Raw genomic sequence first — 26,903 nt, 5'->3', positions numbered from 1 at the left:
GGATGATGATCTGGCAGTGCTAAAACAAGGGACCTCATGAATCAAACGCGGACTCTCGGAACGCCACGGTTGTTGGGCATCGTCTGGCCATTTATCGCCGTCGTTTTATTTCAGGCTCTCCTGGGCGGCGTCAGCCTGTACGTTCTTTCGGCGGTTCGTGGCTATGTGGCCGGTGAAAGTCTCTGGTCCAAGGGCCAAAAAGACGCCATCTATTACCTCAACCTTTACGCCGACAGTCGCGACGAGACGATTTTCCTCAAGTACCAGAGCGCTCTTGTCGTGCCTCAGGGCGGTCACGAATTACGTGTGGCGCTAGACCATCAACCACCCAATATCGAGGCAGCGCGACTGGCGATCCTCAAGGGGGGCAATCACCCGGACGATGTTTCCAGTCTGATCTGGCTCTACCTCAATTTCCGGCATTTCAGTTACCTCGAAAAAGCCATCGACCTTTGGACGGTGGGCGACGCGTATCTGGTGCGTCTTGATAGTGTTGCGCGGGAAATGCATCAGCGCATCACTGCCAGTCAGGCCACCGATTCCGACATCAAGCGCTGGAAAGACCAGATATTCGCCATCAACGATGGCGTGACACCGGCGGCGAAAGCCTTCAGTGATGCCTTGGGCGAAGGCTCGCGGATGATCCTGCGGCTGCTGCTGGTGACGAACCTGGCCACCGCCCTGGGCTTGATTGCATTGGCCTTGATGCGCACGCACAAATTGCTCAAACAGCGCCATGCGTTCGCCGACGCCTTGCAGTTGGAGAAAGAACGGGCGCAGATCACCCTTCAATCGATTGGCGATGGCGTGATCACCACGGATGTCGAAGGCGCGATCGCCTACATGAATCCGGCCGCCGAGGCGTTGACGCACTGGAAGGCCGAACAGGCGACGGGGTTGCCGCTGGCGGCGCTGTTCAATCTGCTGGACGAGAACGCTCAGACCGATGGCTTTACGCTGATCGAACACATTGTGAGCGGACATCTCAGCGGTGGCAGCGAACACTCCAAATTGATCCAGCGTCTGGATGGCAGCACGGTGTCGGTCACCCTGGTCGGTGCGCCGATCCGCAACGCTGGCAAGGTCAGCGGCACGGTGCTGGTACTGCACGACATGACCCAGGAGCGGCAGTACATTGCCAATTTATCCTGGCAGGCGACCCATGACGCCTTGACCGGGCTCGCCAACCGCCGCGAGTTCGAATATCGGCTGGAACAAGCGCTGCATAACCTGACGCGGCAATCGGGGCGCCATGCGCTGATGTTCCTCGATCTGGATCAGTTCAAACTGGTCAACGATACCTGCGGCCACGCCGCGGGTGACGAGTTACTGCGACATATCTGCGCCTTGTTGCAGTCCGGTTTGCGCGAAGGCGATACCCTGGCCCGGCTGGGTGGCGACGAGTTTGGCATCCTGCTGGAGAACTGCGCCCCGGAAGCCGCTGAGAAAATCGCCGAGGTCTTGCGGCAGACCGTACAGAACCTGCACTTCGTCTGGAAAGGCCGACCCTTCGTGACCACGGTGAGCATCGGGCTGGTTCACGTCGCCCAGAATCCGACCACGCTGGAAGCCTCGCTGCGCGCTGCCGACATGGCGTGCTACATGGCCAAGGAAAAGGGGCGCAATCGGGTTCAGGTCTATCACGCCGACGATTCGGAATTGTCTCTGCGCTTCGGCGAGATGGCTTGGGTGCAGCGCTTGCACATGGCGCTTGAAGACAACCGCTTCTGTCTGTATGCCCAGGAAATTGCACCCCTGGGGCATGTCGAAAAGGGTGGCGGACATATTGAAATTCTATTGCGCCTGCATGACGAAGCCGGACGCATGATTCTGCCCGACAGTTTTATTCCGGCTGCCGAACGTTATGGACTGATGACGTCCCTTGACCGCTGGGTTGTGCAGAACGTATTCAAGATCATTGCCCAATGCATTACCGAAAAGCACAAAGGGCCGTTAGCCATGTGTGCGATTAATCTGTCAGGCACAACTATCGGAGATGACGCGTTTCTAGACTTTCTGCGTGAACAGTTTGTTGCTTACTCCATACCGCCTGAAATGATTTGTTTTGAAATCACTGAAACCAGTGCAATTTCCAATCTTGGAAGTGCAATTAGATTTATTAATGAACTCAAAGGTTTAGGTTGCCACTTTTCGCTGGATGACTTCTGCGCCGGAATGTCCTCATTCGCCTACTTGAAACATTTACCTGTAGACTTCCTGAAGATCGACGGGAGTTTCGTAAAGGATATGCTGGACGACCCGATTAACCGCGCCATGGTCGAAGTGATCAATCACATCGGACATGTAATGGGTAAGCGTACGATTGCCGAGTTTGTTGAAACACCCCAGATCGAGCAGGCATTGCTGGAGATCGGGGTGGATTACGCTCAGGGGTATGTTATAGAACGCCCGCATCCGTTTACCTGCGACAGTTTACAAAGTCGTCCTGCCAGGCCTCAGCCTTTGTTATTCAAGGCGCCTGGCACGTTCCGTTGAAATCTCTTGCTGGTCCTTATAATCACAATCAAAAGGAGCTCGACAGTGATCGACACATTCAACCGAACCGGCCCCCTCATGGAAGCTGCAAGTTACCCCGCCTGGGCTCAACGCCTGATCCAGGATTGCAGCGAGAGTAAACGCCAGGTTGTCGAACACGAACTGTATCAGCGTCTGCGTGACAACAAACTCAGCGTAAAGACCATGCGCCAGTACCTGATTGGTGGCTGGCCAGTGGTCGAACAGTTCGCGTTATATATGGCACAGAACCTGACCAAGACCCGCTTTGCCCGCCACCCGGGCGAAGACATGGCGCGTCGCTGGCTGATGCGTAACATTCGCGTCGAATTGAATCATGCCGATTACTGGGTGCACTGGAGCCGTGCTCACGGTGTCAGCCTGGAAGATCTGCAAGCGCAACAGGTTGCCCCTGAACTCCACGCATTGAGCCATTGGTGCTGGCACACCAGTTCCTCGGATTCGCTGATCGTTGCCATTGCCGCCACCAACTACGCCATTGAAGGGGCGACCGGGGAGTGGTCGGCGCTGGTCTGTTCCAGTGGCGTCTACGCGGCATCGTTCCCGGAGGAAGATCGCAAGCGGGCCATGAAGTGGTTGAAGATGCATGCCCAGTACGACGATGCTCATCCGTGGGAAGCGCTGGAAATCATCTGCACACTGGCGGGCATGAACCCAAGCAAATCCTTGCAAGTGGAATTGCGTCAGGCAGTCTGCAAGAGCTACGACTACATGTTCCTGTTCCTGGAGCGTTGCATGCAGCTTGAGCAGGCGGAAAAGGCCCCGGTCGCGCGTGAGCGTAGGGCACTGGCCGAAAGCTGATTCGTTATCCCTGTATTGAAAAAGCCCGCCCCCCTGTCCGTATCGACAGGGGGGCGGGCTTTTTAGTTACAGCTGAAAATGACTAAGCGCTGACCTTCAGCCCAACCAGCCCGGCAATGATCAGCGCCACACTGGCCAGCCGGAACAGCGCCATGGATTCGCCAAACAGAATGATCCCGGCGATCACTGTCCCGACTGCACCCACACCGGTCCAGATCGCATAGGCCGTACCCAGCGGCAATTCCTTCATGGCAAGACCCAGCAAGCCAAGGCTGATGACCATGGCGGCAACGGTCAATGCGGTGGGGAGAGGACGGCTGAAGCCATCGGTGTATTTCAGGCCGACGGCCCAGCCAACTTCAAACAGGCCGGCGAAGAACAGAATGATCCAGGACATGAGAGACCTTCATCGATTGACGGGGTCGTCCCCAGATTAATGACTCGATCGAGCCGCGAGGTCGTCCTCGCTTGCGCAATAGAGTGCCCATCATTAATCCGGGGATCAAGTTTTTGGATCAGTCGACAGCCTGCTGGGCCGCTATTTCCCGATCCTCTACCGAAAATTACGCGGACACATTGAAAACCGCGCGTCAGGTTAGATTCCCTGCGGAGTCTCTTCGCTGCCCAACGCTTCAACCAGCGCCGGCAGGAAGTCGCCAAAGGTCAGCATCATCAGGGTGAAGCTGGCATCCAGTTGACCGAGGGCTTCTTCGCCACCGTCCTGTTCTGCCTGATCTTGCAGCAGATCTTCGAACTTCAGGCGCTTGACCACCATTTTGTCGTCAAGCACGAAAGACAGCTTGTCTTGCCAGGCCAGCGACAGCTGAGTGACCACTTTGCCGGTGCTCAGGTGCAGCTGGATTTCTTCGCTGGTCAGGTCCTGACGCTTGCAACGCACGATGCCGCCGTCTTCGTGGGTGTCGCGCAGTTCGCACTCGTCCAGCACGAAGAAGTCGTCCGCCGCTTTCTGGGTGGTGACCCATTCGGTCATGGTCGCGGTAGGGGACATCTTCACGGTCAGCGGACGCACCGGCAGCGAGCCAATGACTTCACGCAGGGTGGACAACAGGTCTTCGGCACGTTTCGGGCTGGCCGAATTGACCAGGATCAGGCCCTGTTTCGGCGCGATGGCAGCGAAAGTCGACGAACGACGAATAAAGGCGCGCGGCAGGAAGGCCTGGATGATTTCATCCTTGATCTGGTCGCGTTCCTTTTTGTAGACCTTGCGCATTTGTTCCGCTTCGATCTCTTCGACCTTTTCCTTCACGGCGTCACGTACGACGCTGCCCGGCAGAATACGTTCTTCTTTACGCGCGGCGATCAGCAGGAAGTCACCGCTGACGTGGGCCAGCGGTGCATCTTCGCCCTTGCCGAACGGCGCGACGAAACCGTAGGTGGTCAACTCCTGGCTTGCACATGGACGCGCCAGTTTGGTGGCCAGTGCAGTTTCCAACGCCTCGGCATCAAAAGGCAGATCTTGGGTCAGGCGATAGATAAGCAGGTTTTTGAACCACATGGGGCAAGTCTCTCCTTTATGCAAAGGGGGGCATTATTCTCTTCGCGGCGCCATAGGCCAACCCTTCTCTAAGCCTTTGGAAGGCCTGAAAAATTATTTTAAAAAGTGCTTGCCAGAGGTGGAGTCGCTCCGTAGAATGCGCGCCACACCGAAAGTGAAGGGTGATTAGCTCAGCTGGGAGAGCGTCTGCCTTACAAGCAGAATGTCGGCGGTTCGATCCCGTCATCACCCACCATTCGCTTCAAGTGTTACGCGCAGCGGTAGTTCAGTCGGTTAGAATACCGGCCTGTCACGCCGGGGGTCGCGGGTTCGAGTCCCGTCCGCTGCGCCATATTCGGTAACCTGGAACGCTGAACGCCAGGTCACCACGGAAAAGCCCGCTAACGCGGGTTTTTTTCTGTCCATAGTTCCTGCAGGGTGTATCGTTTTACCGGTTTTCAGATTTTTTTGATAATTTATCAATTAAATCAACACGTTATGAAAATCTGTGGCACAATGCGCCCCGCAACGAAGGTAAAGGGTGATTAGCTCAGCTGGGAGAGCGTCTGCCTTACAAGCAGAATGTCGGCGGTTCGATCCCGTCATCACCCACCATTACTTTCAATGTTACGCGCAGCGGTAGTTCAGTCGGTTAGAATACCGGCCTGTCACGCCGGGGGTCGCGGGTTCGAGTCCCGTCCGCTGCGCCATATTCGGTAACCTGGAACGCTGAACGCCAGGTCACCACAGAAAGCCCGCTTAATGCGGGCTTTTTGCTGTCTGGGATTTGGCTTCTGCCGAGGCTGCACTGAGAAAGCGACCTTGGGATCGCTATTTGTCGTTCTGCCTTCTTATTGTTCGGCGTTGCGGCTGTGTCGGTAGTCGCTCACGGCTTCATACACGGCTTTGCGCAACCGGTTGATACCGCCAATGGGGCGATGAGCCTCAAGGCCAAACCACGGGTTGAACGACAGGTTGTCGCATTGCACGTTCAGCGCAGGCGTATCGAAGTCCTGGGCAGGTACTTTGATCCGCGCCACGGTCTCGAACAGTGCATCGCTTTGCTGCCACTCAATGCTCGTGTCTTCGATCGGCATGTACTTGGCCGGGTCCTGGCGTTGTATCTGCAACACGAAACAGGCCGCCATCCGGTCGGCCGACAATTGCTGGTTCAGCGCATTGCGCAGGAAGTTCGGTAACTTTTGGTTTTGCGCGGGCAGGGTGTAGGTCGGGCAGCTTGCCAGATCGGGCGTGACGCGAAACTTGGCATTGGCTTCGCCGAATTTGTAGGGCGAGACCGAAAAGTAAGTCGTTTGGGTCGGACTTTCCGGGGCGGGTGACAGTGTCGCCAGCGCGATAAACAGGTGGCGAACCTGCCAGGTCCGTGGGTCCCAACCCGGGAAGAACGCCCCCAGCTTCTTGCCGTCAGCCTGTGCGGCTACATTCTGACGGTACTCGGCGACATCGCTGACGAAGAAGTTTGGATGGCTGAACATTACGAAGTCCTGTTCGCCACGACTCTGTTGATCGTTCAGCAGTTGTTTGTCGGGCACGTCGAGCAACTTGATTGCCATACCCCGTGCATCGCGAATACTGTCGAACTGCGGGTACGCATTGCCGTTGGACAGCCGCATCGTCGCTTGCCAGGTTTTCCCGGGTTCGCTGAACACGCCCTGACGCAGCTCAACCGCCAGATTCGGCAGCACCTGAACCTCGGCCTTCACGCAGCCGTGGGCCTTGGCATGGGCGTCGCGCAGGTAGCGGGTGCTTTCACGGTGTTGATCGACGATGCGCACGGCAGTCTGGATGATGTCTTGGCTCATCGCTGATTCGCCCTCTGGAATCAGTTCTTCAGCCGAAACCGGGCCACTGTGTTGCCAGGCGAACCACGCCGTGGCCAGCGCCCAGCCGAGCAATCCAAGGCCCAGCAAGCACAACAGGATTTTGCCGAGAAGGGCGCCAAGACGCATCCAGAGCCTTTTCATGGCAATTGCGCCTCCAACGGCCCGCCCAACACTTTCAGGTACTCCAGCAATGCCCAGCGTTCTTCCGGTTGCAGCCAGCGGCCGATAACGCCGTTGCCGCGCTTGCCTGCGCGGAACTCGTGGCCACTGTTGTGATTGCCGGTGATGCGTGTCTCGAACAAAAATCCATCGGTGAAAGCCTCGGTGCGATAGCCGAGGTGCCTCGGGTCGTACTCGAAAGTGCCTTTGTAGAAGGTGGTTGCACGTTCATCCTGAGGCGAGAGCAATTGATAAAGGCTCGGTACCGAACCATTATGCAGAAATGGCGCGGTCGCCCAGACGCCTGCCAAGGGGCGCGCCTTGTAGGCCCGCATTTCGCGCACGCCAATCGGCAGGCCGAAGCCATCCATGTCCGGTCGTCCGGCCGTAGGAATGTCTGCTTCGCGGTAGGCACGATTTCCGACGAAAGCGGTGACATAGGCCAACCCTTTAGCCGATGAGAGCTTGCTCAAATCCAGCGATTCGGAGGGCGTCGGCTGCAATTGCACATTCAGCTGCGCCAGTTCCACCGGATCCCATTGCAAGGCCGTCAGGTCGAAGCGATGGTCGGCGATGTTATTGGCGGCGCCTGGGTCTGTGCCAATGAACTCCACGGGCAGCATTTTCAAATGTTGCACCCAGCGTCCGTTGCTCTGGACCGATCGAGGCACATGGCAGCCAGCGCAGTTCTCGGTAAACAGCTCGCGACCTTTGGTGGCCATGGGTTTGTCGACAGCGCCGAGCAGCTCTTCAGGCCAGGCCGGTGGTTTGAGCCGTTGCAGGGTTTGTTCGATCAGGTGCAGATCACGCAATCGGACACTGGACGGATAACGAGCGTCACCTTTAAGCGGTTGGCCGTTAGCGTCGAAGAAATTCAGCGTGGCGCCTACGCCCAGGGCCTCACCGATGTTGCGGGCCATCGGTTGCTGAGCCGAACCGTTCCACTGCACCCAGTCGAAGGTCCACATGTCCCACAGTTGTGGATAGTCGACCGGAGCGTTGGCCACGCGGTAGTTGGTTGGGGAAATCGCATCGCCGAAACTGGCGTTGGCAATGCGACCGAAAGCGTCGGTGCGGCCGGGGCCTTCTTCGGTCGGGTAGAGCCCGCGATGGGTGTCGTTCCAGGCCACCTTCAAGAAGGTGTCGAGAGAGATTTTGAAGTCTTTGCGCAGCTGTTGATGCCGGGCATCGTAGTCCTGGCCCAACACGTTGCGTGCGAAACGTTCGAATTTCCACGGGTTGTAGTAAGTCGACGTCAGACTGGCCACCAGCGCTTGCCCGAAACTGCCACCGCGCAACGTAGGAACGCTGGATGGCAACACATGCTGCGCCGAACCACCATCGATACGCACGGCCTGGCCGTTAAAACGCAGTTCGCCGGTATGGCAGGCAGCGCAGGTGATGTCCAGAAACTCGTCCTGGCTTCCAGGGTTCTGATGACGGGCAAAACCCACGGGCAAATTGCCGGGGTTGTTCGGCGTGGGTCTTTGGCTGGGGTTGATCAGGAAACCGAAGCGCGCGAGGTATTCGGGAGCGGCGAATCGCTGTTGCGAGAACGGCAATTCGAGGGCCTTGAACCAGTTATAGCGCAAGCCTTTGACCTGAGTACCCTGAGGTGTGAAGTAGTAAATCTCGCGGTCGGCGGCGCTCCATTGCTCCAGGTAGTGCACCTGCTGCACGGGTGACCAAGCCGGCAGTTTCGGGTTGGCGACGTAGTACAGAACCATGGCGAGGCCCAGCCCGAGCAGCACTGCGAGCAGAACCAGTAAACGGAAGAAGAGACGCAAGATAAACATCCTTGTCAATTTATAACTCCCTTATGCCTCAACACCAGAGGTGCGGCAAGTGGCCATTACGCCAGATGCTGTGGTATCCGATACCTGTTTCTATGAGCGCAAGATGACAGAAGCTTCATCATCCCATTCCCGAAATGCGTTGAAACACCTGAACTTATCAGAAGTTTCCGGCTCTCATGCCGGTAGCCATTGGTCGTGGCCGCCTGATAAGCTCGCGGCTTTATTCGATTGCCCTTTAGGCGCATGAACAAGGAAATAGCATGAAACAGCATCGGTTGGCGGCGGCGGTGGCCCTGGTTAGCCTGGTACTTGCGGGTTGTGATTCGCAGACCAGCGTAGAGCTGAAAACCCCGGCGCAAAAAGCTTCCTACGGAATTGGCCTGAACATGGGCAAGAGCCTGGCTCAGGAAGGCATGGATGACCTGGACTCCAAAGCCGTAGCGCAAGGCATCGAAGATGCCGTCGGCAAGAAAGAACAGAAGCTGAAGGATGACGAGCTGGTCGAAGCCTTCGCAGCACTGCAGAAGCGTGCTGAAGAGCGTATGGCCAAAATGAGCGAAGAGTCGGCATCCGCCGGCAAGAAATTCCTCGACGACAACGCCAAGAAAGCCGGTGTAACCACCACCGCTTCGGGCCTGCAATATGAAGTGGTCAAGAAGGCCGATGGCGCACAGCCTAAGCCGACCGACGTAGTGACCGTTCACTACACCGGCACCCTGACCAACGGCACCGTTTTCGACAGCTCCGTCGAGCGTGGCAGCCCGATCGATCTGCCGGTCAGCGGTGTGATTCCGGGTTGGGTCGAAGGCCTGCAACTGATGCACGTTGGCGAGAAGTACAAACTGTACATCCCTAGCGAACTGGCTTACGGCGCCCAAAGCCCAAGCCCGGCGATTCCAGCCAACTCGGTGCTGGTATTCGACCTGGAACTGCTGGCGATCAAGGATCCAGCAAAACAAGACGCCGCTGCCAAGTAACAGGCGTCTGCTCTAAAAACAACGCCTCGCTTATGCGGGGCGTTGTTGCATCTGGCGTTCAGCGAAGGTAAACAAAGCGAACGGATGCTGTAGGCTGGAGTCATAGCCATTGAGGACGCCTGTGCTAGCCGCGCCAGAGCGCCAAGTCAATGAAATCTTGGGTTTTTTTATGTGAGTAAAAAACGCCCGATCTGAGTTAGGCCCTTATGAAACGGGGCTTTCAGCCGTGAAAAGCAGCTCTGTTCACAAGGTTATCCACAATTTGTGTGGATAACATTTCAGTGGGAGGAAATGATGAAAACACCCTGGAATTTCGCTCGTTTCCTGCCTTTGGCCGGACGCCTGCTCGCGCGTGGACGTTTGCCGACCTTGCTCTTCGCGGTGGCCAGCAAAGGTGCCAGCCAAGGCAACCGGCTGGGCAAACTCAAGGATGATCTGCGCCTGTTGCAGGGACTCTGCCTGGCTTACTGGCGCGGCGAGTATCGGGCCATCAGCCCAAAGGCGCTGATATCAGTCGTGGCAGGCCTGATGTACTTCCTCAGTCCGCTGGATGCGATTCCGGATTTCATTCCGGTGTTCGGCATGCTCGATGACATCGCGGTGCTGGCTTGGCTGATGAAAGTCCTCGACGACGAACTCAACGCTTTTCGCGCCTGGCGCAATCGTCAGTCGCCGGAGAAGCTCGCAGTGGCCGAGCGCCTACCCGATACCCCGGAACAACTTCAGCTTCAGGGGCCGAAAAAAAACTGAGTTGATTCAGTCTCATCCACAGATTGATGCCCCCCGCGACCTTGGCCGCTGTTAGGATTACACTTCTAGGGAAAAGTGCCGACTCGCTAAGTGTTGTTGTCCTACGGGGTAGTCATGGATATTCAGATAATTACACGCGAAGGCGAGCCCGAATATGCGGTTCTGCCGTGGGCTCAGTATCAGGCTCTACTGAAAGCAGCAGGCATCAACGAACAACCGGCGCCCGACACGCCGGTGCGTCACGCAGCATCACCAGACCAGATTCTTCCGGGGCTGGATCAACTACGCAGTTTGCGCGAAGGGAAGGGCATCGCCATCGAGGCGCTCGCCCGCACGGTAGGCATCAGCCCGTCTTATCTGGCCTTGATTGAAAGTGGCGAGCGTCAACCCGACGCTGCGATTCGCCGCAGCCTGGCCTGGGAATTGACGGTGCCAGGGTGGAGGGATGAATCGTGAGCGTACGCATCAGTCGTCAACATTGGGACGGGTTGCTGGGTGAACTGGATCAGGCGCGCCGCCAGCGCCATCTTCTGACATATCGGGCACTGCTAGAACGTTTGCAACTGCCCACGCCGGCCATGCAAACCCTGACCGCCGCCCTTGAGCATCTGGCCGCGATGGACGCCAAGGCCGAGCAGCCCTTGCGCAGCTCGCTGGTGATCAGCCAGGGTGCCAGCCGCTTGCCGCGCACCGGTTTCTTTGAATGTGTCGAGCGTCTGGGGCGTTTCTCCGGTCCTTCCGATGGCATCGCCGCAGCGTCCTGGCATGCCTCGGAAGTGGTGCGGGTGTTCGAGTACGAATACCCCGAGTCGGCGGAGGCCTGAGTGTTGCTGCGACTCAAGGCGAAGGCCAGTTACTGGCTGGCGCGTAGGTTGTTTCACTGGTCGTGGTTTGTGCGTCAACCGCGTGGCTGGAACTGGCTCGAAGGCCAGTTCGCCCGCATGGCGAACCTGGGTGATGTCGGTGCCCAGAGCTTCTACGGCCACATCCTGGCCTTTCGCGGCGTCGGCCTTGGGGCACGCGAGGAGGGTGTGAGATTGCTGCGCCTCGCGGCGTTGGCGGGGGATGGCAAGGCAGCGTATCAGGTGGGCGTGATCAGTCTTGCCGGAACGCCGAGCAAGGTGCCGGATCCGGTTGAAGCTGCGCGGTTTTGGGGAATCGCTGCCAAGGCTGGGCATCCGTTGGCTGAGCTTAAATTGAAAGAGTTGGCGTCTCGCGGTTCTGCGCAATAATCCAAAGATTGTCCGAAAAATAAACGTGGCGTAAGGGAAACCTTCCGCCACGTTTGCGTTTCTGCCTGCTTGTCATTCGGTGATCGTTAATTAGGGATTCGCCCTACATCCATATCCTACTTCCCTGACTTCTTTCTTGATTGATCCCCCGCAAAGTTTCGCGCGCCCCATTTTCTGCGCGAGGGATTGCTCATGTTTGACCCGATTATTCACTCTGCTTCATGCCGCATGGTGCGTTGATGACGTACATCGCCCGCATTGAGCAGGAGCTCGACGGTTTTAAAGACACCCTAAGTTTGTATCGCCAACAACTCGGCGGCTTCCTGAGCAGGAATGCGGACAGGGTCAGTCGGGCTGCGGACATGCCGTCGCTGATGGGCATGGAGCGGAAGATCAAACTGGGGAATACCAGTAAGTCCGTTAGCCAAAGTGATGAGGATTTTTTCTCCAGTGTTGCGCGATGCCCGGAAGGCGGAATTCTGGAAATCGAGAGCAAGTTTGAATCGGTTTACGACATTCCGTTGGGGAACATTTCGGTCGATGTGATTGCCATGGATGGCGGTAAGCGCGCATCGGTCTCGCTCGACGAAAACGGCAAGGGACAGTTCGAAGGCACGCCGGGCAAGTTCTATCGAGTTCATGTTCAGAGTGAAGTGACTCCGGCACACATCAAAGATCTCTTTTCCTCTTACGATGGCCTGACCTCAGAGTTGGAAGATTGGCTGCGCAAGGAATGGGAGGGGGTCAAACCGCAGTGGTCGCAGTCGGCTTTTGCAGCCACGGGTAACGGAATGCTCGCAGGAAGTTGGGCTGCGATTATTGGTGTGTGGGACAGCATCAGCCTGCTTTCAGACATTCTCCAGGATCCCCGAAAGTTCGGTGACCGCTTGGGTAGCGGCGCCGGCCAACTGGCCGAACTGGCGGAGAAATTTCCAGCAACAATGGAAAAGGTCCAGCTGCTGGCCAGTGATGAAGCGGCCCTCTGTCTGTTGCTGCGCACGGCCAGCCTGTGGTTGGAGATGCTGCCTCCCAGCGTAATCGCCGGCAAAACTGCCGAAGCGATTTCAACCGTGGTGGTGCAACTGCTCATCGATATTCTGATCGGGGTTGTCCTGACTTTTGCGGGCGCAGGCGCAGGCATTGCCTATCTGGGTATGCGCCTTACCAACTACGGCGCCCGAATCGTCGACGCTGTTGTGGGTTTCGTCAAAGCGATCTTCAACATCATCAACAGCTTCATTACCTACGTTGATCGCTACAAAAAAGTTGCCGCGCGCGGTGTTGCAGCGGGTCTGAAAAAAGGTCGTATGCAACTGCGTTGGGATGCCAAACGCAACACCACGCTCAAGCAAAACGAACACCGCGACGACGTCCCGGATCAAGCGAAAAACCCCAACGGCGACAGCGTCGACTCCGCCGATAAAACCGCGACCAACAAATGCCCGGTGTCGATGGTCACCGGCGAAGAACTGCTGACCCTCACCGACGGTGCGCTGGACGGCATCCTGCCGTTCAACTTCACCCGGCTCTATCGCACCAGCGCTGCCGAGATCGATTGCGGCCTCGGTTTCGGCTGGAGTCACAGCCTCGCCCATCGACTGGAAATCGATGGCGAAAACGTCATCTGGATCGACCACGAAAACCGCCGCACCCCCTTCCCGCTACCCAACAGCGAACGCCCGGCGATCCACAACAGCCTGTCGCGCGCGGCGATTTACCTGGGTGATCAACCCGAAGAACTGATCCTCGCCCAGGCGGGAGACGACACGCGTTTCTATCACTTTCAAAACGGTCGGCTGACAAGCATCAGCGACGCTTACGACAACCGCCTGCGCATCACCCGCGACCGCCAGGACCGGATCAAGCGCCTCGACAACGGTACCGGCCGAGCCTTGCTGTTGCGCTATGACCGCAGCCATCTGGTCGCCGTCGACTATCAGATTTTTGTCCCGGCCCAGACCCTGGACGAAGCTTGGCACACCGAGCAAACACTGGTCAGTTACCACTACGACGAACGCGGTCAGCTGATCGAAGCGGCCAACGCCGCCGGTGAAAGCGAGCGCTACGACTACGACGATCAGCACGTCATTCTTCAGCGGCAACTGGCCGGTGGGGCAAGTTTCTTCTGGGAGTGGGAAAGGTCCGGCAAGGCGGCCCGATGCATCCGCCACTGGGCGTCGTTTTCGCAGATGGATGCGCGGTATGTCTGGGATGACCAGGGCAGTGTCACCGTCCACAACATCGACGGCAGCGAAGAGGTTTACGTCCACGACGATCGGGCGCGGCTGGTACGCAAGGTTGAACTGGATGGTGGCGAACACCTCAAGGCCTACGACGACCAGGGGCGGTTGATCGCCGAGCAGGACCCGCTCGGCACCGTCACCGAATACCGCTACGACGAAGTCGGACGGCTGGTCGCGCTGATTCCGCCAGAAGACGAGCCGACGGCCTACGAGTATCGCAACGGTTTCCTGCACGCGCGCTATCGCGGTAAAGCCGTCTGGAAATATCAGCGCAATGCTCAGGGCGATATCACCGAAGCGACCGATCCCGACGGCCATGTCAGCCACTATCACTACGACGAAAAAGGTCGGCTGCTGTCGATCCGTTACCCGGACAACAGCCGGCATGTCTTTGTCTGGAGCCCATTAGGGCAACTGCTCGAAGAGACCTTGCCGGACGGTGGCCAGCGGCGGTTTTCCTACGATGGATTGGGCCGGCAGATTACCCGTCAGGACGAACACGGCGCCGTCACCCAGTACCAATGGGATGCCGTCGGCCGACTGATTCAGACGACGCTGCCTACCGGTGCCAGCCGCGCGTTCACTTACAACGCCTACGGCAAAATCACCGCCGAACGCGACGAACTGGGCCGCGTCACCCGTTACGAATACGTCGACGACCTGCACCTGGTCAGCCGCCGCCTCAGCGCCGACGGCACCCAGCTGAAGTATCGCTACGACAACGCGCAGCTGTTGCTCACGGAAATCGAAAATGAATCCGGCGAAAAATATCAGCTGGACTACACGGCCAACGGCCTGATCCGACAGGAAACCGGCTTCGACGGCCAGCGCACGGCGTATGCCTACGACCTCAATGGCCATCTGCTGGAGAAAACCGAGTTCGGCGATGACGGTTCGCAACGGGTCACGCAATACGAACGCGATACCGCCGGACGTCTGCTGTTTAAGACCCTGCCCGACGGCATCAAGGTTCAATACTGCTACGACAGCCTCGGTCGCCTGATCAGCGTCAATGACGGTCATGACCATCCGCTGGAATTCGAGTACGACCAACAGGATCGCCTGATCACCGAACACCAGGGCTGGGGCACGCTGCGCTACGGCTACGACGCCTGCGGCCAGCTCAATCGCCTGCGCCTGCCGGACGGCTGCAAGCTCGATTATCACCACGCCAAGGGCGGCGCGCTGACCGCCATCGACCTCAACGGCGCGCGGCTCACCACCCACCAATTTGCCTTCGGTCGCGAACAACAACGCCAGCAAGGCCAGCTCACCAGCCACTATCACTACGACGAACAAGGCCGGTTGCAGGCCCACGCGATCAATCAACAAACCCGACCGCTGTACATGCGCCATTACGGCTACGCGGTCAACGGCAACCTGGCGACCATCGCCGACAGCCGCCACGGCCAGCGCAGCTATTACTACGACCCGCTCAACCGCCTGACCCGCGTGCGCCACACCCGCGACGCCCCACCGGAAACTTTCGCCCACGACCCGGCCGGCAACCTGCTGATGCAGGACCGCCCCGGCGCCGCGACCGTCAAAGGCAATCGCCTGCTCATGCAAGGCGACCGCCACTACGACTACGACGCCTTCGGCAACCTGATCCGCGAACGCCGTGGCACCGGGCAAAAACTCGTCACCGAATACCGCTACGACTGCCAGCACCGCTTGATCGGCGTCACCACCCCGGACGGTCGTTGCGCAAGTTACTGCTACGACGCCTTCGGCCGCCGCATCGCCAAAATCGTCGACGGCCACACCACGGAATTCTTCTGGCAAGGCGACAACCTCGTCGCCGAAAGCAGCCGCGAGCATTACCGCAGCTACGTATATGAGCCGGGCAGCTTCCGCCCACTGGCCATGCTCGACGGCAAAGGCCCGCGAAAGGCGTGCCCGTTCTACTACCAACTCGATCACCTCGGCACACCGCAGGAATTGACCGATTTCGGTGGCGAGATCGTCTGGTCGGCGAAGTACAACGCCTACGGCAAGGTCACGCGCTTGGCGTTCGGTGGGGGCGAGCAGCTCGAGCAGCCGTTACGGTTTCAAGGGCAATACTTTGATGCCGAGAGCGGTCTGCACTACAACCGGCATCGGTACTATGATCCGGAGGTGGGTCGGTACCTGACGCCGGATCCGATCAAGTTGGCGGGCGGGCTGAACCAGTACCAGTACACGCCGAATCCGACGGGGTGGGTTGATCCGTTGGGTTTGTCTTGTAACCCGTGTCCTGGCGCCAAAGAGGACGTTGGACCGTATAGCGAAATCGTTCCTGGAGGAGGGTTGGGTGCGCATGAAGCTCGAGGAGGGCACTTCATTGAAAAACACGTAGGTCGATCTGAAGCTCAGCTGGCACAGCGGTTAAAAGACGAGCCGTGGCTTGGTAAGGCGTCGACTTTCTCTGATCGGGCAACGGCGGAGAAAGCCATGTCTAGCGTGATAGCGACCAATAAGGCTGTAATAGAAAAATTCATAAAGAGCCGAGATACCCAGATTATTATTAGTGACTCTGTCCCTTATCCAGTTGGTGTTGTTTTAAGACGCAAAGCGTCTACCGTTAAGCCCGTATCCGGGGTGTATCTACTTTTACGCAAGGACAAGCGAATGCCAGACGGTTATCGAATACATACAGGATATGCAGAATAATGAGCACTAGATTTCCCTCGCTATTCCAGTTCCTTGCTGGCTACTTCCATGAGGATTGGCATTGTGATCACGAGTCTGAGGATGATGTCGTTCGATCATTCCTTGCTGAATCATCGTTAGAAACGATTTCTCAAGTGAAGTACGAGTTACAGGTCGTTTTGTACACTATCCAGAGTGAAGAGGAACTACAGGTATTCTTGTTTGAAGAAATAGGATGTTCCTACTATTACCCCTATGCATGGACGTCAGGGCGAGCTTGGTTAGAACATCTTTTCGGGATGCTTTAGCTTGGACGTTACTAGGTTTCTGTTTAATCGAAGCGGGGGCGTGGCGAAATTTCTGGGCAAGGTCGTCGGAAGTTTCCTTCAAAACGTATCGATTTCCAAGAACTGGTGCGAAGTCAGTTCACCCGGTAGCCTTTGATGGTCACTGAAAACTCAGTGGTGGGGTGTAGGAACCTTTTCAGCATCGGTATTGCGTAAGCGTCGAAACCTGATTTGCGGCCGTCAATTTGCGTCCGTAAGATCTGTTGCGGCGGCTGTGCGCGGGCACGCTTCGGCGTGGTCGAGTCTCCGATGCTCGGTATTCCTACCCCGCGTATAGCTGCCACCCAAGCCTGTAGGAAGGCTTTTGGCAGCTCCTATTTTCATCGGAAGGTCTCAAATGCCAACACTACATCCCGATCCACCCTACGAAAAACCAATCCCCCACCCCGAAAACCGCTTCATGGCGTTGACCAGCAACTGCAACGACATGCCCACCCTGTTCGTTGATACCCGCGCACCGCTCGATGTCTTGGCCGACGCGGCCAGCTTCCGAATCCGCGCTGTCACTCAAGTGCTGGAGAACCTGTCCATGCGTGGTTCGGTTGAGTGTCAGTCCTTCATTCTCAGCGACTTTGCCTTGCTCTGCGCCATTCCATTGCGAGATGGGTGTGATGTGCTGGATGTGATTGGACGGCGGTTGCGGGCGCGGCCTTCGGAGTAGCACCGCTGAAAGATCGTTCCCACGCGCGTGGGAACGATCAGATCACCGATGTCCGGCAACCAACGTTTCCTCGGCTTCTGGCACGGCCAAACTATCAATCACATGCACGCTATACCCCGGCACATTCTTCGCGTGGTGCTTGGCTTGCGAGGCCATCTCCGCCAACTGACTTGCATCGAGTTGTCCACAGGCCTGTGGATGTAAATGCACCACGCCGATCGACAGTGACAACAACGCAAACTCCTGACGCACGCCCTGACGGTTGGGGGCGATGAAGCAGCCGGCTTCCAGGTGTTCGCTGCGGTAGAAACGTCGGCACTGGCTCTGGAAGTCGTCCAGCAACTGGTTCAAACGTTTGCGCCAGTCTTCCGGGCCGAGTACCAGCAGGAAGTCATCGCCGCCGATATGCCCGACGAAGTCGCGGGAAGGATCGACGCGATCATTCAGGCATTGCGCCAGGCACAGTAGGACTTCGTCCCCTCGGCCGTAGCCGTAGATGTCGTTAAAGGGTTTGAAACTGTCGATGTCCACGTAGCAGATCACCGATTCCCGTTGCTGTTGCAGCAGCCGTGTCAGGCATTGCTGGATCGGCACGTTACCCGGTAGCAGGGTCAGCGGGTTGGCGTAGCGGGCTTGCTGGATCTTCAGTTCGGTAATCAGTTTGAGTACGTCGATCACTCGACCCAGTCCCAGGTAACCGCCGTTGAGGGTGATGATGAAGTCCTCTTCGATGCGCTGCCGCGCGCGGCTGGTGATCAGGCGACTCACTTGTTGCAACGACTGGCTCATCTCAACGGCGAGGAAGTCATCGTTCATTAAGCGGTTGATCGGCTTGCGGGCGAACAGGTCGGTGGCAAAGGGTTTGAGCAGTGCGTCAGAGAGTGAATGTCGGTGGACAATGCCGCAGGGCTGGCCTTGCTCGTCGAGCACTGCCAGGGAGTTCAGGTTGGCCTGGCGGCGGAAGGCTTCCAGCACCGTGGCGGTCGGAGTGTCGCGATTCACTGCCGGTTGGTCGTTGAGCAGGGCACTGAGGTCACTGCCTTCATCGTTCAGCGCCACGGCGGAGCTGTCATGTTTAGGCATCATCGTTCGGGCATCCCGAGGCGGTTGCTCCTGAGGCCGACAGAGCAAATAGCCCTGGACCAGGTCGACGCCCATCTCGGTCAGTACCGCGAGTTCTTCCGGCAACTCGATGCCTTCGGCGATCACTTGCGCCCGCGAGGCCTTGGCGATTTGCAGGATCGAGCCAACGAATTCGCGCTTCAGGGCGTCCTGGTGAATGCCGTCGATGAAGTGTCGATCAATCTTCACGTAGTCCGGACGCAGTTCGGACCAGAGCCGCAAGCTCGAATAACCTGCACCCAGATCATCCAGAGCAATGGAAAACCCCATCGCTCGATAGTGATGCAGCGCGGTTTGCAGCAGCTCGAAATCGTCGGTCGGGGTCTGTTCAGTCAGTTCGATCACCACCTGGCTCGGCGGTATGCCGAAATCCTGCAAAAGTTGCAGGGTGCGACCGGGTTGGTGAGCGGCTTCGAGCAGGGATTCCGGGGAAACGTTGAGGAACAGTTTGCCGGGCAGTTGTTGTTCGTTGAAGCGGCGGCAAGCGCTTTGACGGCAAGCGATCTCCAGTTCGCTCAGGCGGCCAGCCTGCCGGGCGACGGCGAACAGTGCGATGGGGGAGTGCAGCGGACTGTTGGAGGGGCCGCGACTGAGCGCCTCGTAACCGAGAATGCGTCGCTCGGAAAGGCAAATGATCGGCTGGAACAGGCTGTGCAAACCGCTTTGAGCCAGTATGGAACTCAAGGCACTCAGCTGTTCTGTGGTGGTCATGGCTTTCTCTGGCGATAAAAAAAGGACTGGCAGCAGACTCTCGATAAAGAGGTGTTCCCAGTCCTGTATTTCACGACAGAACGATGACTGTTTGATGACGCTCCGGGGAGCGCCACCATTAAATTGCCATCATCTTGCTTGTAACCACTTAGTGCTTGGCTACCGCGGTGTTGAGCTTCAGGTAGTCCAACAGAATCCGCCCGGTCTCGCTCAGATAGGCATCGTCTTCTGGTTTGGTCTTGTCTGGCTCGGCCGCGATCGCGTCTTCGTCTTCTTTCTTCAGCTCTTTGAGCGGTTCTTCACCCTTGGCCTTGCGACGGATGTTTTCCATGGCAAGTTGCTTGGCTTCGATATCGGCGTGTTGGGCACGACGATCAGCTTCATTGAGGCTGACGGTTTTTTCCGCCATCAGTTTCTGCGCCAGGGCCAGTTTGTCGCGGATGAACACGAACTCCGCGTCTTTGGCCGAGCGTACGTCATGCTCGGATTTAAGCTGCGAGATGTACGGCTTGAACGGGTCGACCGCAGGCTTGATGGCCGCACGGATGGTGTCCCACGGCATGGCTTCAGGTAGTGCGCTTTCGCCGATTTCCTTGGTGTCGATGATCGACGGGTAATTGATGTCCGGCAATACGCCCTGATGCTGGGTGCTCTGGCCGGAAACCCGGTAGAACTTGGCCAGGGTCAGTTTCAGTTCGCCATGGTTCAGCGGCTGAATGGTCTGCACGGTGCCTTTACCGAAGGTCTGGCCGCCGATGATCAATGCGCGGTGGTAGTCCTGCATGGCGCCGGCAAAAATCTCCGAAGCCGAGGCGGACAAGCGGTTGACCAGCAGCGCCATTGGCCCTTTGTAGAAGGCGCCCGGGTTTTCATCTTCCAGCACATCGACCCGGCCATCGGCATTACGCACGAGAACGGTCGGACCTTTGTCGATGAACAGACTGGTCAGCTCGGTGGCTTCCTGCAGGGAACCGCCGCCGTTGTTGCGCAGGTCGATGACTACGCCGTCAACTTTGTCTTTCTGCAACTCGGTCAGCAGTTTCTTGACGTCGCGAGTGGTGCTCTTGTAATCCGGATCGCCAGCACGGAAGGCCTTGAAGTCCAGGTAGAAGGCCGGGATCTCGATGACGCCGAGCTTGTAGTTCTTGCCGTCCTGTTTCAGGTTGAGGACCGACTTCTTCACAGCCTGGTCTTCAAGCTTCACTGCTTCGCGGGTGATCGGGACGACCTTGGTGGTCTGGTCGTTCGGCGCGTTGCTGGCCGGGATCACTTCCAGGCGCACCACGGTGCCTTTCGGCCCACGGATCAGCTTGACCACTTCGTCCAGACGCCAGCCCACCACGTCGACCATTTCTTTGTTGCCCTGGGCAACGCCGATGATCTTGTCAGCCGGTGCGACTTGCTTGGTCTTGTCGGCCGGGCCTGCCGGCACCAGACGCACGACTTTCACCTGGTCGTTGTCGCTCTGCAACACGGCGCCGATGCCCTCGAGGGACAGGCTCATGTTGATGTCGAAGTTCTCCGCGTTATCCGGCGACAGATAGTTGGTGTGCGGGTCGTAGGACATGGCGAAGGTATTGATGTACGCCTGGAAGATGTCTTCCGGACGGGTCTGGTCCAGGCGCGACAATTGGTTCTTGTAACGCTTGGTCAGGGTTTCCTGAATCTGCTTGGGCTCTTTGCCGGCTATCTTCATCCGCAGCACTTCGTCCTTGACGCGTTTGCGCCACAGGTCGTCGAGTTCGGCTGTGGACTTGAGCCAAGTGGCGTCCTTGCGATCGATCTGCAAGGTTTCCTTGGCCGTGAAGTCGATCTTGTCGACGCCTTTGTTCAGTTCGGCAAGGGCAAAGTCCAGACGCGCTTTGACGCGGTCCAGGTAGCGCTTGTAGATGGTGAACCCTGCGTTCAGGTCGCCGCTTTTGAGGAAGTCGTCAAACTGGGTTTTCCACTTGTCGAATTCGGCAATATCGCTGGCCATGAAGTAGCTGCGCGACGGATCCAGCAGCTTGAGGTAGCTGTCATAAATGATCACGGAGCGCGCGTCATCAAGCGGCGGTTTGCTGTAGTGATGGCGCTTCAGCAACTCGACGACGTTCAGACTGGCGATCACTTCGTCACGATCAGGCTGAAGCTTGTCCCAGCTATTGGCTGCAAACAAATTGGTCGACATCGGCAACAGGCCGATACCAATGAATAAGGCTAGGGCGGTGCTGGGAAAAAAATGCTTCATGCTGATTCGACGCGGGGACAATTGATCACGCATATTAGGCCGTCTTTGAAGTCGCCGGTTCCACAAAGGGCCGGTCAAAAAATGCAAGAAAGCCCGGCGCTACAGCAACGGGCTCAGTCCAGACTCACTATGGAGGCACTGTGAAAGCATTGCAAGGCGTTGAAGGTCAAGTGGAGTGGGTGGAAGAGCCCAGTCCTACATGCGATGTAGGACAAGTTAGGATTCGAGTGGCGGCTGCGGGTCTCAATCGCGCTGATTTGTTACAGAAGGCGGGTCTTTATCCGCCACCGCAGGGAGCCAGTCAGGTACTGGGTCTTGAGTGTTCGGGGGTGATCAGCGAGGTGGGGCCGGGCTCGTCCTGGCAGATCGGTGACCGGGTCTGCGCCTTGCTGGCCGGGGGTGGGATGGCCGAGGAGGTAGTTGTCGACGGACGGCATGTGTTGCCGGTTCCCGAAGGTTTGTCTCTGGCTGAGGCAGCAGCGCTGCCGGAAGTGTATGCGACCGTTTGGCTGAATTTGTTTCAATTGGCTGCGCTCAAGCCGGGTGAAAAAGTGCTCCTGCACGCCGGAGCAAGTGGAATCGGTTCAGCTGCCATTCAGCTGTGCAAGGCGTTTGGTAACCCGTGCTGGGTCAGCGTCGGTTCCGCCGAGCGTTTGGCGTACTGCGAAGCGCTGGGCGCACAAGGCGGGGTAGTGCGCAACGGGGGGCTGGACAGCTTGAGCGATCTGGGGCCGTTCGATGTGATCCTCGATCCGGTCGGTGGTAACTACGCGACGTTGAATCTGAAACTGCTGGCCCGTGACGGCCGTTGGGTGTTGATCGGCCTGATGGGCGGACGTGAGGCGAAGCTGGATCTGGCGCAGGTGCTGGCCAAGCGTGTGCAATTGCTGGGTTCGACGTTGCGCAGTCGCGACGATCGGTTCAAGGCGGATTTGTTCAGTGATCTGAGCCAGCATGTCTGGCCGCTGTTTGCCGAAGGGCGATTGAGTCCGCAGTTGGCCAAGACCTTCCCGATCAAGGATGCAGAGGCGGCGTTTGCGGAGTTGGCGAGTAATAAGGTGGCGGGGAAGTTAGTCTTGGTGATCGACCCAAGCCTGACTTGAGAAACCTGGTACGGCGCAACCCTTGTGGGAGCGAGCCTGCTCGCGAAAGCGGACTTACATTCAACACATAGGTTGAATGACACACTGCCTTCGCGAGCAGGCTCGCTCCCACATGGGTTCTGCGTTACTTCCAGAGGTGGATTGGCCAGCCTGCTTTTTCGGCGTGCTCAAGCAACACTGGATCCGGATTCACCACGTGCGGGAAATCCACCTTCAGCAACAGCGGCAAGTCATTGCGTGAGTCCGAGTAGAAACTCGCGCCTTCCAGATTTTCTTCCTCCGCATCCAACCATTCCAGCAAACGCGTGATCTTGCCTTCGCGGTAGGTCAAGGTGCCGACGGTGTGCCCGCTATAAACCCCGTGCGCCACTTCCAGCTCGATGCCGAGAATCTCGTCAATGCCCAAACGATCGGCAATCGGCCTCACCAGGTGCGTGCCCGACGCCGAAATCACCAAAATCCGGTCGCCGGCCTTGCGATGGGCTGCAATTGCTTTGGTGGCGTCACTGAAAATGATTGGCTCGATATAGTCTTCCACCCAAGGTCCGACCAAATGGTCGACCTCTTGCGGAGTGCGCCCGATCATCGGCTCCAGACTGAAGGTCATGTACTCCTCCATCCGCAGCTTGCCGTGGCTGTAAGCGTCCATCAGTTCGTTGTTCTGACGCATGAACGACTCGGGATCGACCCAACCCAGGCGACCCATTTGCTCGCTCCAAAGGGTGGCGCAGTCACCGTGGATCAGGGTTTCGTCCAAATCAAAAATTGCCAGGGCCATCAGTGCGGTTCTCTCTTCAACATCAGCAAAGGCATCAGGCTACCTCACAGAGGGCCGTCGGATCGATGGAAAGCGCCAGACGCTGACCATCGGGATGTAGATCGGCCGCCGAGCGGTTCAAGACATCCACCACCAATTCCACGCCCCGGGCTTCAACCCGGTAGCGAATCACGTTGCCCAACAGGCTGTGGCTGCGAACTTGCGCGTCGAGTTCGCCATTCAGGCTCAGTTCGATGGCTTCCGGGCGAATCGCGATGCGGTGGGTAATGGGGCGCTGCAGCAATCTTGTAGCACTGTCGGCGTCCAGCAGGTTGTAGTTGCCGATGAAACCTGCGGCAAAGAAATCGATGGGTGCGGTGTAAAGGGTCTGCGCGTCGCCGCTCTGTACGATTTTTCCCTGATTCATCAAGAATATCCGGTCGGACATCGTCAGGGCTTCTTCCTGATCGTGAGTGACGAAGATCGTGGTCAAGCCCAGTTCACGCTGGATCTGACGGATCTGTTCGCGCAAGTGCTTGCGAATCCGCGCATCGAGGGCCGACAGCGGTTCATCCAGCAACAACAGACGTGGTCGGGTCACCAACGATCGGGCGAGGGCAACTCGCTGGCATTGGCCGCCGGACAGTTGATGTGGATAGCGCGCGGCGAAATCGTTGAGTTCCACCAGTTTCAGCACTTCGGCGACACGCTTGTGGCTGTCGTCGGCGTTGACCTTCTGCATGCGTAAACCAAAAGCGACGTTCTGTTCCACGGTCATGTTGGGGAACAGCGCGTAGCTCTGGAACACCATGCCGATCCCGCGCTTCTGCGGGCTCAACGGTACGAGGTCGGCGCCATCGAGCAGGATCTTGCCGCCATCCACCGAGGTCAGCCCGGCGATGCAACGCAGCAGCGTCGACTTGCCGCAACCGGACGGGCCGAGGAGCGTGACGAACTCACCCTTCTGGATTTCGCAGTTGATGTCGCTGAATACGGCGGTGCCCGAATAGTTTTTTTGCAGGTGTTGGACGCTGACATAGCTCATTCGCTTTTGTCCTTGTTCAAAATATTGGCCGCCCAGGTCAGAACCAGCACAAAGAAGAAGTAGGAAATCACCAGCGCACTGGTGAAGTGGCCGCTGCTGTTACGCATGTTGTTGAGGTAGACCTGCAGGGTTTCGTAGCGGGTGCCGACGAGGATGTTGGCGAACACGAACTCACCGAACAGGAACGAGAACGACAGCAGCAACGCCACCATCAAACCTTTGCGCAAGTTTGGCAGCACCACCAGGAACGCCGCTTGCCAGGTGCTGGCGCCGAGCAGTTGGGCGGCGTCCATCAGGTCGCGCAGGTTGATCGCTTGCAGGTTGTTGGTGATCGCCCGGTACATGAACGGCAGCGCGATGGTGAAGTAGCAGCCAATCAGAATCCACGGTGTACCGACCATCGCAAACGGCCCGGAACCATAGAGCTGCAACAGCCCCACCGACGACACCACCGGCGGCACCGCGAAGGGCAGCAGGATCAGGATGTTCATCAGCGCATCAAGTTTGGGGAAGTGGTAATGCACCACGAACAGCAGCGGCAGAATCAGCACCACCGACAGAATCAACGCGCCGACGCAGACTAGCAGCGACTGCCCGAAGGCATGCAGAAAGCGCGGATCGCTCCACAGCTGGATGTACCACTTGAAGGTAAAGCCACTGGGCAGAATGGTCGCCGACCAACTGCTGGCGATCGAGTAGATCAGCGTCCCAAGCAGCGGCAACAACAGAATGGCAAACAGCAAGTACACCACCACCCGGTGATAGACACCGATGGGGCCCAGTTCAGCGCGAGACATGGTAGCTCCTCTTCAGCAGCAGCTGATGCACGATGGTCACCAGGGTCATCAACGCCACCAGCACCACGGCCAAGGCACTGGCCATGTTCGGATCGAGGGAAATGTCGCCGGACACCATCGCCGCGATGCGGATCGGCAGCACGTTGAAGTTGCCGGTGGTCAACGCGTAGACCGTGGCGTAGGCGCCGAGGGCGTTGGCCAGCAAGATCACGAAGGTGCCAAGCAGCGCCGGTGTCAGCACTGGCAATCCGATGTGGCGCCAGAACTGCCAGCCGTTGGCGCCGAGCAATTGGGCGGATTCACGCCAGTCTTCGCGCAAGGCATCGAAAGCCGGGTAGAGCAGCAGCACGCCCAATGGTATCTGGAAGTAGGTGTAAAGAATGATCAGCCCGGTTTTCGAGTACAGGTTGAAGTCCTGAATGATCCCGGCCTGTTTGAGCATGATGGTGAAGCTGCCGTTGAACCCCAGCAGGATGATGAACGCGAAGGCCAAAGGCACGCCAGCGAAGTTGCTGGTCATGTTGGCGAAGGCGTTGACGAAGTTGCGCAGTTTCGAGTCGACCCGGCGCAGGGAATAGGCTCCGAGAACCGCGATGATGATCCCGAACACGCTGGACCAGAAACTGATCTCGAGGCTGTACTGGATCGCCTGCAAATAGAACTTCGAATTGAAGATCTTGGTGAAGTTCGCCAGGCCCCAGCCGAACTCTTCCGATTGCAGGCTGTTGATCATCACCCAGATGAGGGGGGCGATCTCGAACACGATAAAGAACAGTGCGAAAGGCACCAGGCACAAGGCTGCCAGCCATTTGCCGCGCGTCATGGCGTTCACTTGAGCAATTCCCGGCATACAGGTTTGTCGTGGGCCACACCCAGCAATTCGCAGACGGTGCCGCATATTTCAGTCTGTTTCGGTGCGGCGCTGGCGTTGAAGCTGAAGGCATCGCCGAGGACGAACAGCGGCACTTCGCGTTCTTCCGGCAGGAGGCCATTGTGGGAGCGGTCGTTGTTCATGCCGTGGTCCGCGGTCACCAGCACCTGATAACCGGCGTCGAGCCAGGTTTGCAGATAGTCGGCCAGAATAATATCGGCCGAACGAGCGCTGTTGCGGTATTGCGGAGTATCGAGACCGTGCTTGTGCCCGGCGTCGTCGATGTTCATGGGGTGGACCAGCAAGAAATTCGGCGCATGACGCAGGCGCAGATTTTCGGCGTCGGCGAACAGGTGCGAGTCCGGGTAGAGATCGTTCCAGTAGAAATGGCCGTGCTGGATTGGCAGGTCGGGGTTGTCGGTGTGACGATCCCGTGCCGCCACGAAGGGCGAGCGGTTATACAACTCGCTGACCCAGTGATAGGCCGCGGCGGCGGTTGTAAGGCCGGCATCCGTGGCGTAGTGATAAATGCTGCGCTGGTTGGACAGGCGCGAGACGTTGTTGTGGACGATGCCGCTCTCGATGGGCGGGACGCCGGTGAGGATGCATTCGTAAAGCGGTCGGGACAGGGCCGGCAGTTCGCACTCCAGTTTGTAGAGCGACGCGCGTCCTGCGCCGACGTAAGCCTGCAGGTGCCCCATGGCGTGGCGCGCGACCTCGTAATTGAGGCCGTCGAGCACGACAAGGATGACGTTGTGCTTCATAGGGGCAAAAACTCCGCAAAACAGATAATTCA

At 57.9% G+C, this 26,903-nt stretch carries 22 protein-coding genes and 4 tRNA genes; 15 read left to right on the top strand and 11 right to left on the bottom strand.

Going from position 1 to position 26,903, the window contains the following annotated elements; all coding sequences use genetic code 11:
• The first annotated feature begins 36 nt into the window (after positions 1-36).
• Positions 37-2,496 (top strand): EAL domain-containing protein, encoded by a 2,460-nt coding sequence (locus ACYZTX_RS22505; RefSeq protein WP_462035907.1) that lies wholly within the window; start codon positions 37-39, stop codon positions 2,494-2,496.
• Positions 2,497-2,574: 78 nt separating this feature from the next.
• Positions 2,575-3,336 (top strand): TenA family transcriptional regulator, encoded by a 762-nt coding sequence (locus ACYZTX_RS22500; protein ID WP_462037095.1) that lies wholly within the window; start codon positions 2,575-2,577, stop codon positions 3,334-3,336.
• 82 nt (positions 3,337-3,418) lie between these two features.
• On the opposite strand, the gene sugE is transcribed toward ACYZTX_RS22500, so the two are convergent.
• The gene (gene sugE / locus ACYZTX_RS22495) at positions 3,419-3,733 is read right to left on the bottom strand and encodes a quaternary ammonium compound efflux SMR transporter SugE (RefSeq protein WP_131062177.1); all 315 of its coding nucleotides are present in this window, start codon (positions 3,731-3,733) and stop codon (positions 3,419-3,421) included.
• Between the two features lie 198 nt (positions 3,734-3,931).
• Positions 3,932-4,852 carry a recombination-associated protein RdgC gene (gene rdgC / locus ACYZTX_RS22490; protein WP_462035906.1) on the bottom strand — a complete coding sequence of 307 codons (921 nt, stop codon included), beginning with the start codon at positions 4,850-4,852 and terminating at the stop codon, positions 3,932-3,934.
• 159 nt (positions 4,853-5,011) lie between these two features.
• On the opposite strand from rdgC, the gene ACYZTX_RS22485 reads away from it, so the two are divergent.
• From ACYZTX_RS22485 to ACYZTX_RS22470, 4 genes are all read left to right on the top strand, one after another.
• A tRNA-Val gene (locus tag ACYZTX_RS22485) sits at positions 5,012-5,087 on the top strand.
• A 19-nt stretch (positions 5,088-5,106) separates the two neighbouring features.
• Positions 5,107-5,183 (top strand) — tRNA-Asp (locus tag ACYZTX_RS22480).
• 187 nt (positions 5,184-5,370) lie between these two features.
• Positions 5,371-5,446: transfer RNA gene (locus ACYZTX_RS22475), tRNA-Val, on the top strand.
• Positions 5,447-5,464: 18 nt separating this feature from the next.
• Positions 5,465-5,541 (top strand) — tRNA-Asp (locus tag ACYZTX_RS22470).
• 141 nt (positions 5,542-5,682) lie between these two features.
• On the opposite strand, the gene ACYZTX_RS22465 is transcribed toward ACYZTX_RS22470, so the two are convergent.
• Both ACYZTX_RS22465 and ACYZTX_RS22460 read right to left on the bottom strand, forming a co-directional pair.
• Positions 5,683-6,816 (bottom strand): catalase family protein, encoded by a 1,134-nt coding sequence (locus tag ACYZTX_RS22465; RefSeq protein WP_462035905.1) that lies wholly within the window; start codon positions 6,814-6,816, stop codon positions 5,683-5,685.
• Positions 6,813-8,621 (bottom strand): di-heme-cytochrome C peroxidase, encoded by a 1,809-nt coding sequence (locus tag ACYZTX_RS22460; RefSeq protein ID WP_462035904.1) that lies wholly within the window; start codon positions 8,619-8,621, stop codon positions 6,813-6,815. Before ACYZTX_RS22460 ends, ACYZTX_RS22465 begins: the two co-directional genes overlap by 4 nt.
• A gap of 269 nt (positions 8,622-8,890) precedes the next feature.
• On the opposite strand from ACYZTX_RS22460, the gene ACYZTX_RS22455 reads away from it, so the two are divergent.
• The 8 genes from ACYZTX_RS22455 (at position 8,891) to ACYZTX_RS22420 (ending at position 17,471) form a co-directional block, all read left to right on the top strand.
• Positions 8,891-9,607 (top strand): FKBP-type peptidyl-prolyl cis-trans isomerase, encoded by a 717-nt coding sequence (locus ACYZTX_RS22455; RefSeq protein WP_462035903.1) that lies wholly within the window; start codon positions 8,891-8,893, stop codon positions 9,605-9,607.
• 294 nt (positions 9,608-9,901) lie between these two features.
• Complete coding sequence (locus tag ACYZTX_RS22450) at positions 9,902-10,357, top strand: YkvA family protein (protein ID WP_462035902.1); 456 nt, start codon at positions 9,902-9,904, stop codon at positions 10,355-10,357.
• Positions 10,358-10,471: 114 nt separating this feature from the next.
• Positions 10,472-10,813 (top strand): helix-turn-helix domain-containing protein, encoded by a 342-nt coding sequence (locus ACYZTX_RS22445; RefSeq protein ID WP_131062170.1) that lies wholly within the window; start codon positions 10,472-10,474, stop codon positions 10,811-10,813.
• On the top strand, positions 10,810-11,181 hold the full coding sequence (locus ACYZTX_RS22440; RefSeq protein WP_462035900.1) for a hypothetical protein: 372 nt from the start codon (positions 10,810-10,812) through the stop codon (positions 11,179-11,181). Before ACYZTX_RS22445 ends, ACYZTX_RS22440 begins: the two co-directional genes overlap by 4 nt.
• Entirely contained in the window at positions 11,182-11,589 is a 408-nt protein-coding gene (locus ACYZTX_RS22435) for an SEL1-like repeat protein (protein ID WP_462035899.1), read from the top strand.
• Between the two features lie 239 nt (positions 11,590-11,828).
• Entirely contained in the window at positions 11,829-16,484 is a 4,656-nt protein-coding gene (locus ACYZTX_RS22430; protein ID WP_462035898.1) for an RHS repeat-associated core domain-containing protein, read from the top strand.
• Complete coding sequence (locus tag ACYZTX_RS22425) at positions 16,484-16,771, top strand: contact-dependent growth inhibition system immunity protein (RefSeq protein ID WP_462035897.1); 288 nt, start codon at positions 16,484-16,486, stop codon at positions 16,769-16,771. The genes ACYZTX_RS22430 and ACYZTX_RS22425 overlap by 1 nt, the downstream gene beginning before the upstream one ends.
• A gap of 376 nt (positions 16,772-17,147) precedes the next feature.
• Complete coding sequence (locus ACYZTX_RS22420) at positions 17,148-17,471, top strand: hypothetical protein (protein WP_462035896.1); 324 nt, start codon at positions 17,148-17,150, stop codon at positions 17,469-17,471.
• Between the two features lie 42 nt (positions 17,472-17,513).
• Here the strand turns inward: ACYZTX_RS22420 and ACYZTX_RS22415 are convergent, their stop codons facing one another.
• Entirely contained in the window at positions 17,514-19,304 is a 1,791-nt protein-coding gene (locus ACYZTX_RS22415; RefSeq protein ID WP_462035895.1) for a bifunctional diguanylate cyclase/phosphodiesterase, read from the bottom strand.
• 148 nt (positions 19,305-19,452) lie between these two features.
• Positions 19,453-21,534 (bottom strand): carboxy terminal-processing peptidase, encoded by a 2,082-nt coding sequence (locus ACYZTX_RS22410; protein WP_462035894.1) that lies wholly within the window; start codon positions 21,532-21,534, stop codon positions 19,453-19,455.
• Between the two features lie 140 nt (positions 21,535-21,674).
• On the opposite strand from ACYZTX_RS22410, the gene ACYZTX_RS22405 reads away from it, so the two are divergent.
• On the top strand, positions 21,675-22,637 hold the full coding sequence (locus ACYZTX_RS22405; RefSeq protein WP_462035893.1) for a zinc-binding dehydrogenase: 963 nt from the start codon (positions 21,675-21,677) through the stop codon (positions 22,635-22,637).
• Positions 22,638-22,761: 124 nt separating this feature from the next.
• On the opposite strand, the gene ACYZTX_RS22400 is transcribed toward ACYZTX_RS22405, so the two are convergent.
• Genes ACYZTX_RS22400 through ACYZTX_RS22380 form a run of 5 tightly spaced genes read right to left on the bottom strand, consistent with a single transcriptional unit; the run spans position 22,762 to position 26,871 of the window.
• Positions 22,762-23,415, bottom strand: a complete 654-nt coding sequence (locus ACYZTX_RS22400; RefSeq protein WP_462035892.1) for an HAD family hydrolase — start codon at positions 23,413-23,415, stop codon at positions 22,762-22,764.
• 34 nt (positions 23,416-23,449) lie between these two features.
• Positions 23,450-24,439, bottom strand: coding sequence for an ABC transporter ATP-binding protein (locus ACYZTX_RS22395; RefSeq protein ID WP_462035891.1), 990 nt, complete (start codon positions 24,437-24,439; stop codon positions 23,450-23,452).
• Complete coding sequence (locus tag ACYZTX_RS22390) at positions 24,436-25,236, bottom strand: ABC transporter permease (RefSeq protein WP_462035890.1); 801 nt, start codon at positions 25,234-25,236, stop codon at positions 24,436-24,438. The genes ACYZTX_RS22395 and ACYZTX_RS22390 overlap by 4 nt, the downstream gene beginning before the upstream one ends.
• Positions 25,223-26,059 (bottom strand): ABC transporter permease, encoded by an 837-nt coding sequence (locus tag ACYZTX_RS22385; RefSeq protein WP_462037094.1) that lies wholly within the window; start codon positions 26,057-26,059, stop codon positions 25,223-25,225. Before ACYZTX_RS22385 ends, ACYZTX_RS22390 begins: the two co-directional genes overlap by 14 nt.
• 5 nt (positions 26,060-26,064) lie before the next feature.
• A complete protein-coding gene (locus ACYZTX_RS22380) occupies positions 26,065-26,871 on the bottom strand; it encodes an alkaline phosphatase family protein (RefSeq protein ID WP_462035889.1) in 807 nt (268 codons plus the stop codon).
• Positions 26,872-26,903 lie beyond the last annotated feature (32 nt).

This window comes from Pseudomonas sp. MDT1-17 (genome assembly GCF_054898105.1).
Note: the sequence above shows the minus strand (reverse complement) of the source record. Positions and strands in the feature narration are given on the sequence as shown.

Bases quoted from the DNA above. Each gene is read 5' to 3' on its own strand.
- ACYZTX_RS22430 (WP_462035898.1), top strand. From the start codon at position 11,829: ATGACGTACATCGCCCGCATTGAGCAGGAGCTCGACGGTTTTAAAGAC.
- ACYZTX_RS22505 (WP_462035907.1), top strand. From the start codon at position 37: ATGAATCAAACGCGGACTCTCGGAACGCCACGGTTGTTGGGCATCGTC.
- sugE (WP_131062177.1), bottom strand. From the start codon at position 3,733: ATGTCCTGGATCATTCTGTTCTTCGCCGGCCTGTTTGAAGTTGGCTGG.
- ACYZTX_RS22385 (WP_462037094.1), bottom strand. From the start codon at position 26,059: ATGACGCGCGGCAAATGGCTGGCAGCCTTGTGCCTGGTGCCTTTCGCA.
- ACYZTX_RS22450 (WP_462035902.1), top strand. From the start codon at position 9,902: ATGAAAACACCCTGGAATTTCGCTCGTTTCCTGCCTTTGGCCGGACGC.
- ACYZTX_RS22465 (WP_462035905.1), bottom strand. From the start codon at position 6,816: ATGAAAAGGCTCTGGATGCGTCTTGGCGCCCTTCTCGGCAAAATCCTG.
- ACYZTX_RS22420 (WP_462035896.1), top strand. From the start codon at position 17,148: ATGCCAACACTACATCCCGATCCACCCTACGAAAAACCAATCCCCCAC.
- ACYZTX_RS22390 (WP_462035890.1), bottom strand. From the start codon at position 25,236: ATGTCTCGCGCTGAACTGGGCCCCATCGGTGTCTATCACCGGGTGGTG.
- ACYZTX_RS22500 (WP_462037095.1), top strand. From the start codon at position 2,575: ATGGAAGCTGCAAGTTACCCCGCCTGGGCTCAACGCCTGATCCAGGAT.
- ACYZTX_RS22425 (WP_462035897.1), top strand. From the start codon at position 16,484: ATGAGCACTAGATTTCCCTCGCTATTCCAGTTCCTTGCTGGCTACTTC.
- rdgC (WP_462035906.1), bottom strand. From the start codon at position 4,852: ATGTGGTTCAAAAACCTGCTTATCTATCGCCTGACCCAAGATCTGCCT.
- ACYZTX_RS22400 (WP_462035892.1), bottom strand. From the start codon at position 23,415: ATGGCCCTGGCAATTTTTGATTTGGACGAAACCCTGATCCACGGTGAC.
- ACYZTX_RS22445 (WP_131062170.1), top strand. From the start codon at position 10,472: ATGGATATTCAGATAATTACACGCGAAGGCGAGCCCGAATATGCGGTT.
- ACYZTX_RS22455 (WP_462035903.1), top strand. From the start codon at position 8,891: ATGAAACAGCATCGGTTGGCGGCGGCGGTGGCCCTGGTTAGCCTGGTA.
- ACYZTX_RS22410 (WP_462035894.1), bottom strand. From the start codon at position 21,534: ATGAAGCATTTTTTTCCCAGCACCGCCCTAGCCTTATTCATTGGTATC.
- ACYZTX_RS22395 (WP_462035891.1), bottom strand. From the start codon at position 24,439: ATGAGCTATGTCAGCGTCCAACACCTGCAAAAAAACTATTCGGGCACC.
- ACYZTX_RS22380 (WP_462035889.1), bottom strand. From the start codon at position 26,871: ATGAAGCACAACGTCATCCTTGTCGTGCTCGACGGCCTCAATTACGAG.
- ACYZTX_RS22415 (WP_462035895.1), bottom strand. From the start codon at position 19,304: ATGACCACCACAGAACAGCTGAGTGCCTTGAGTTCCATACTGGCTCAA.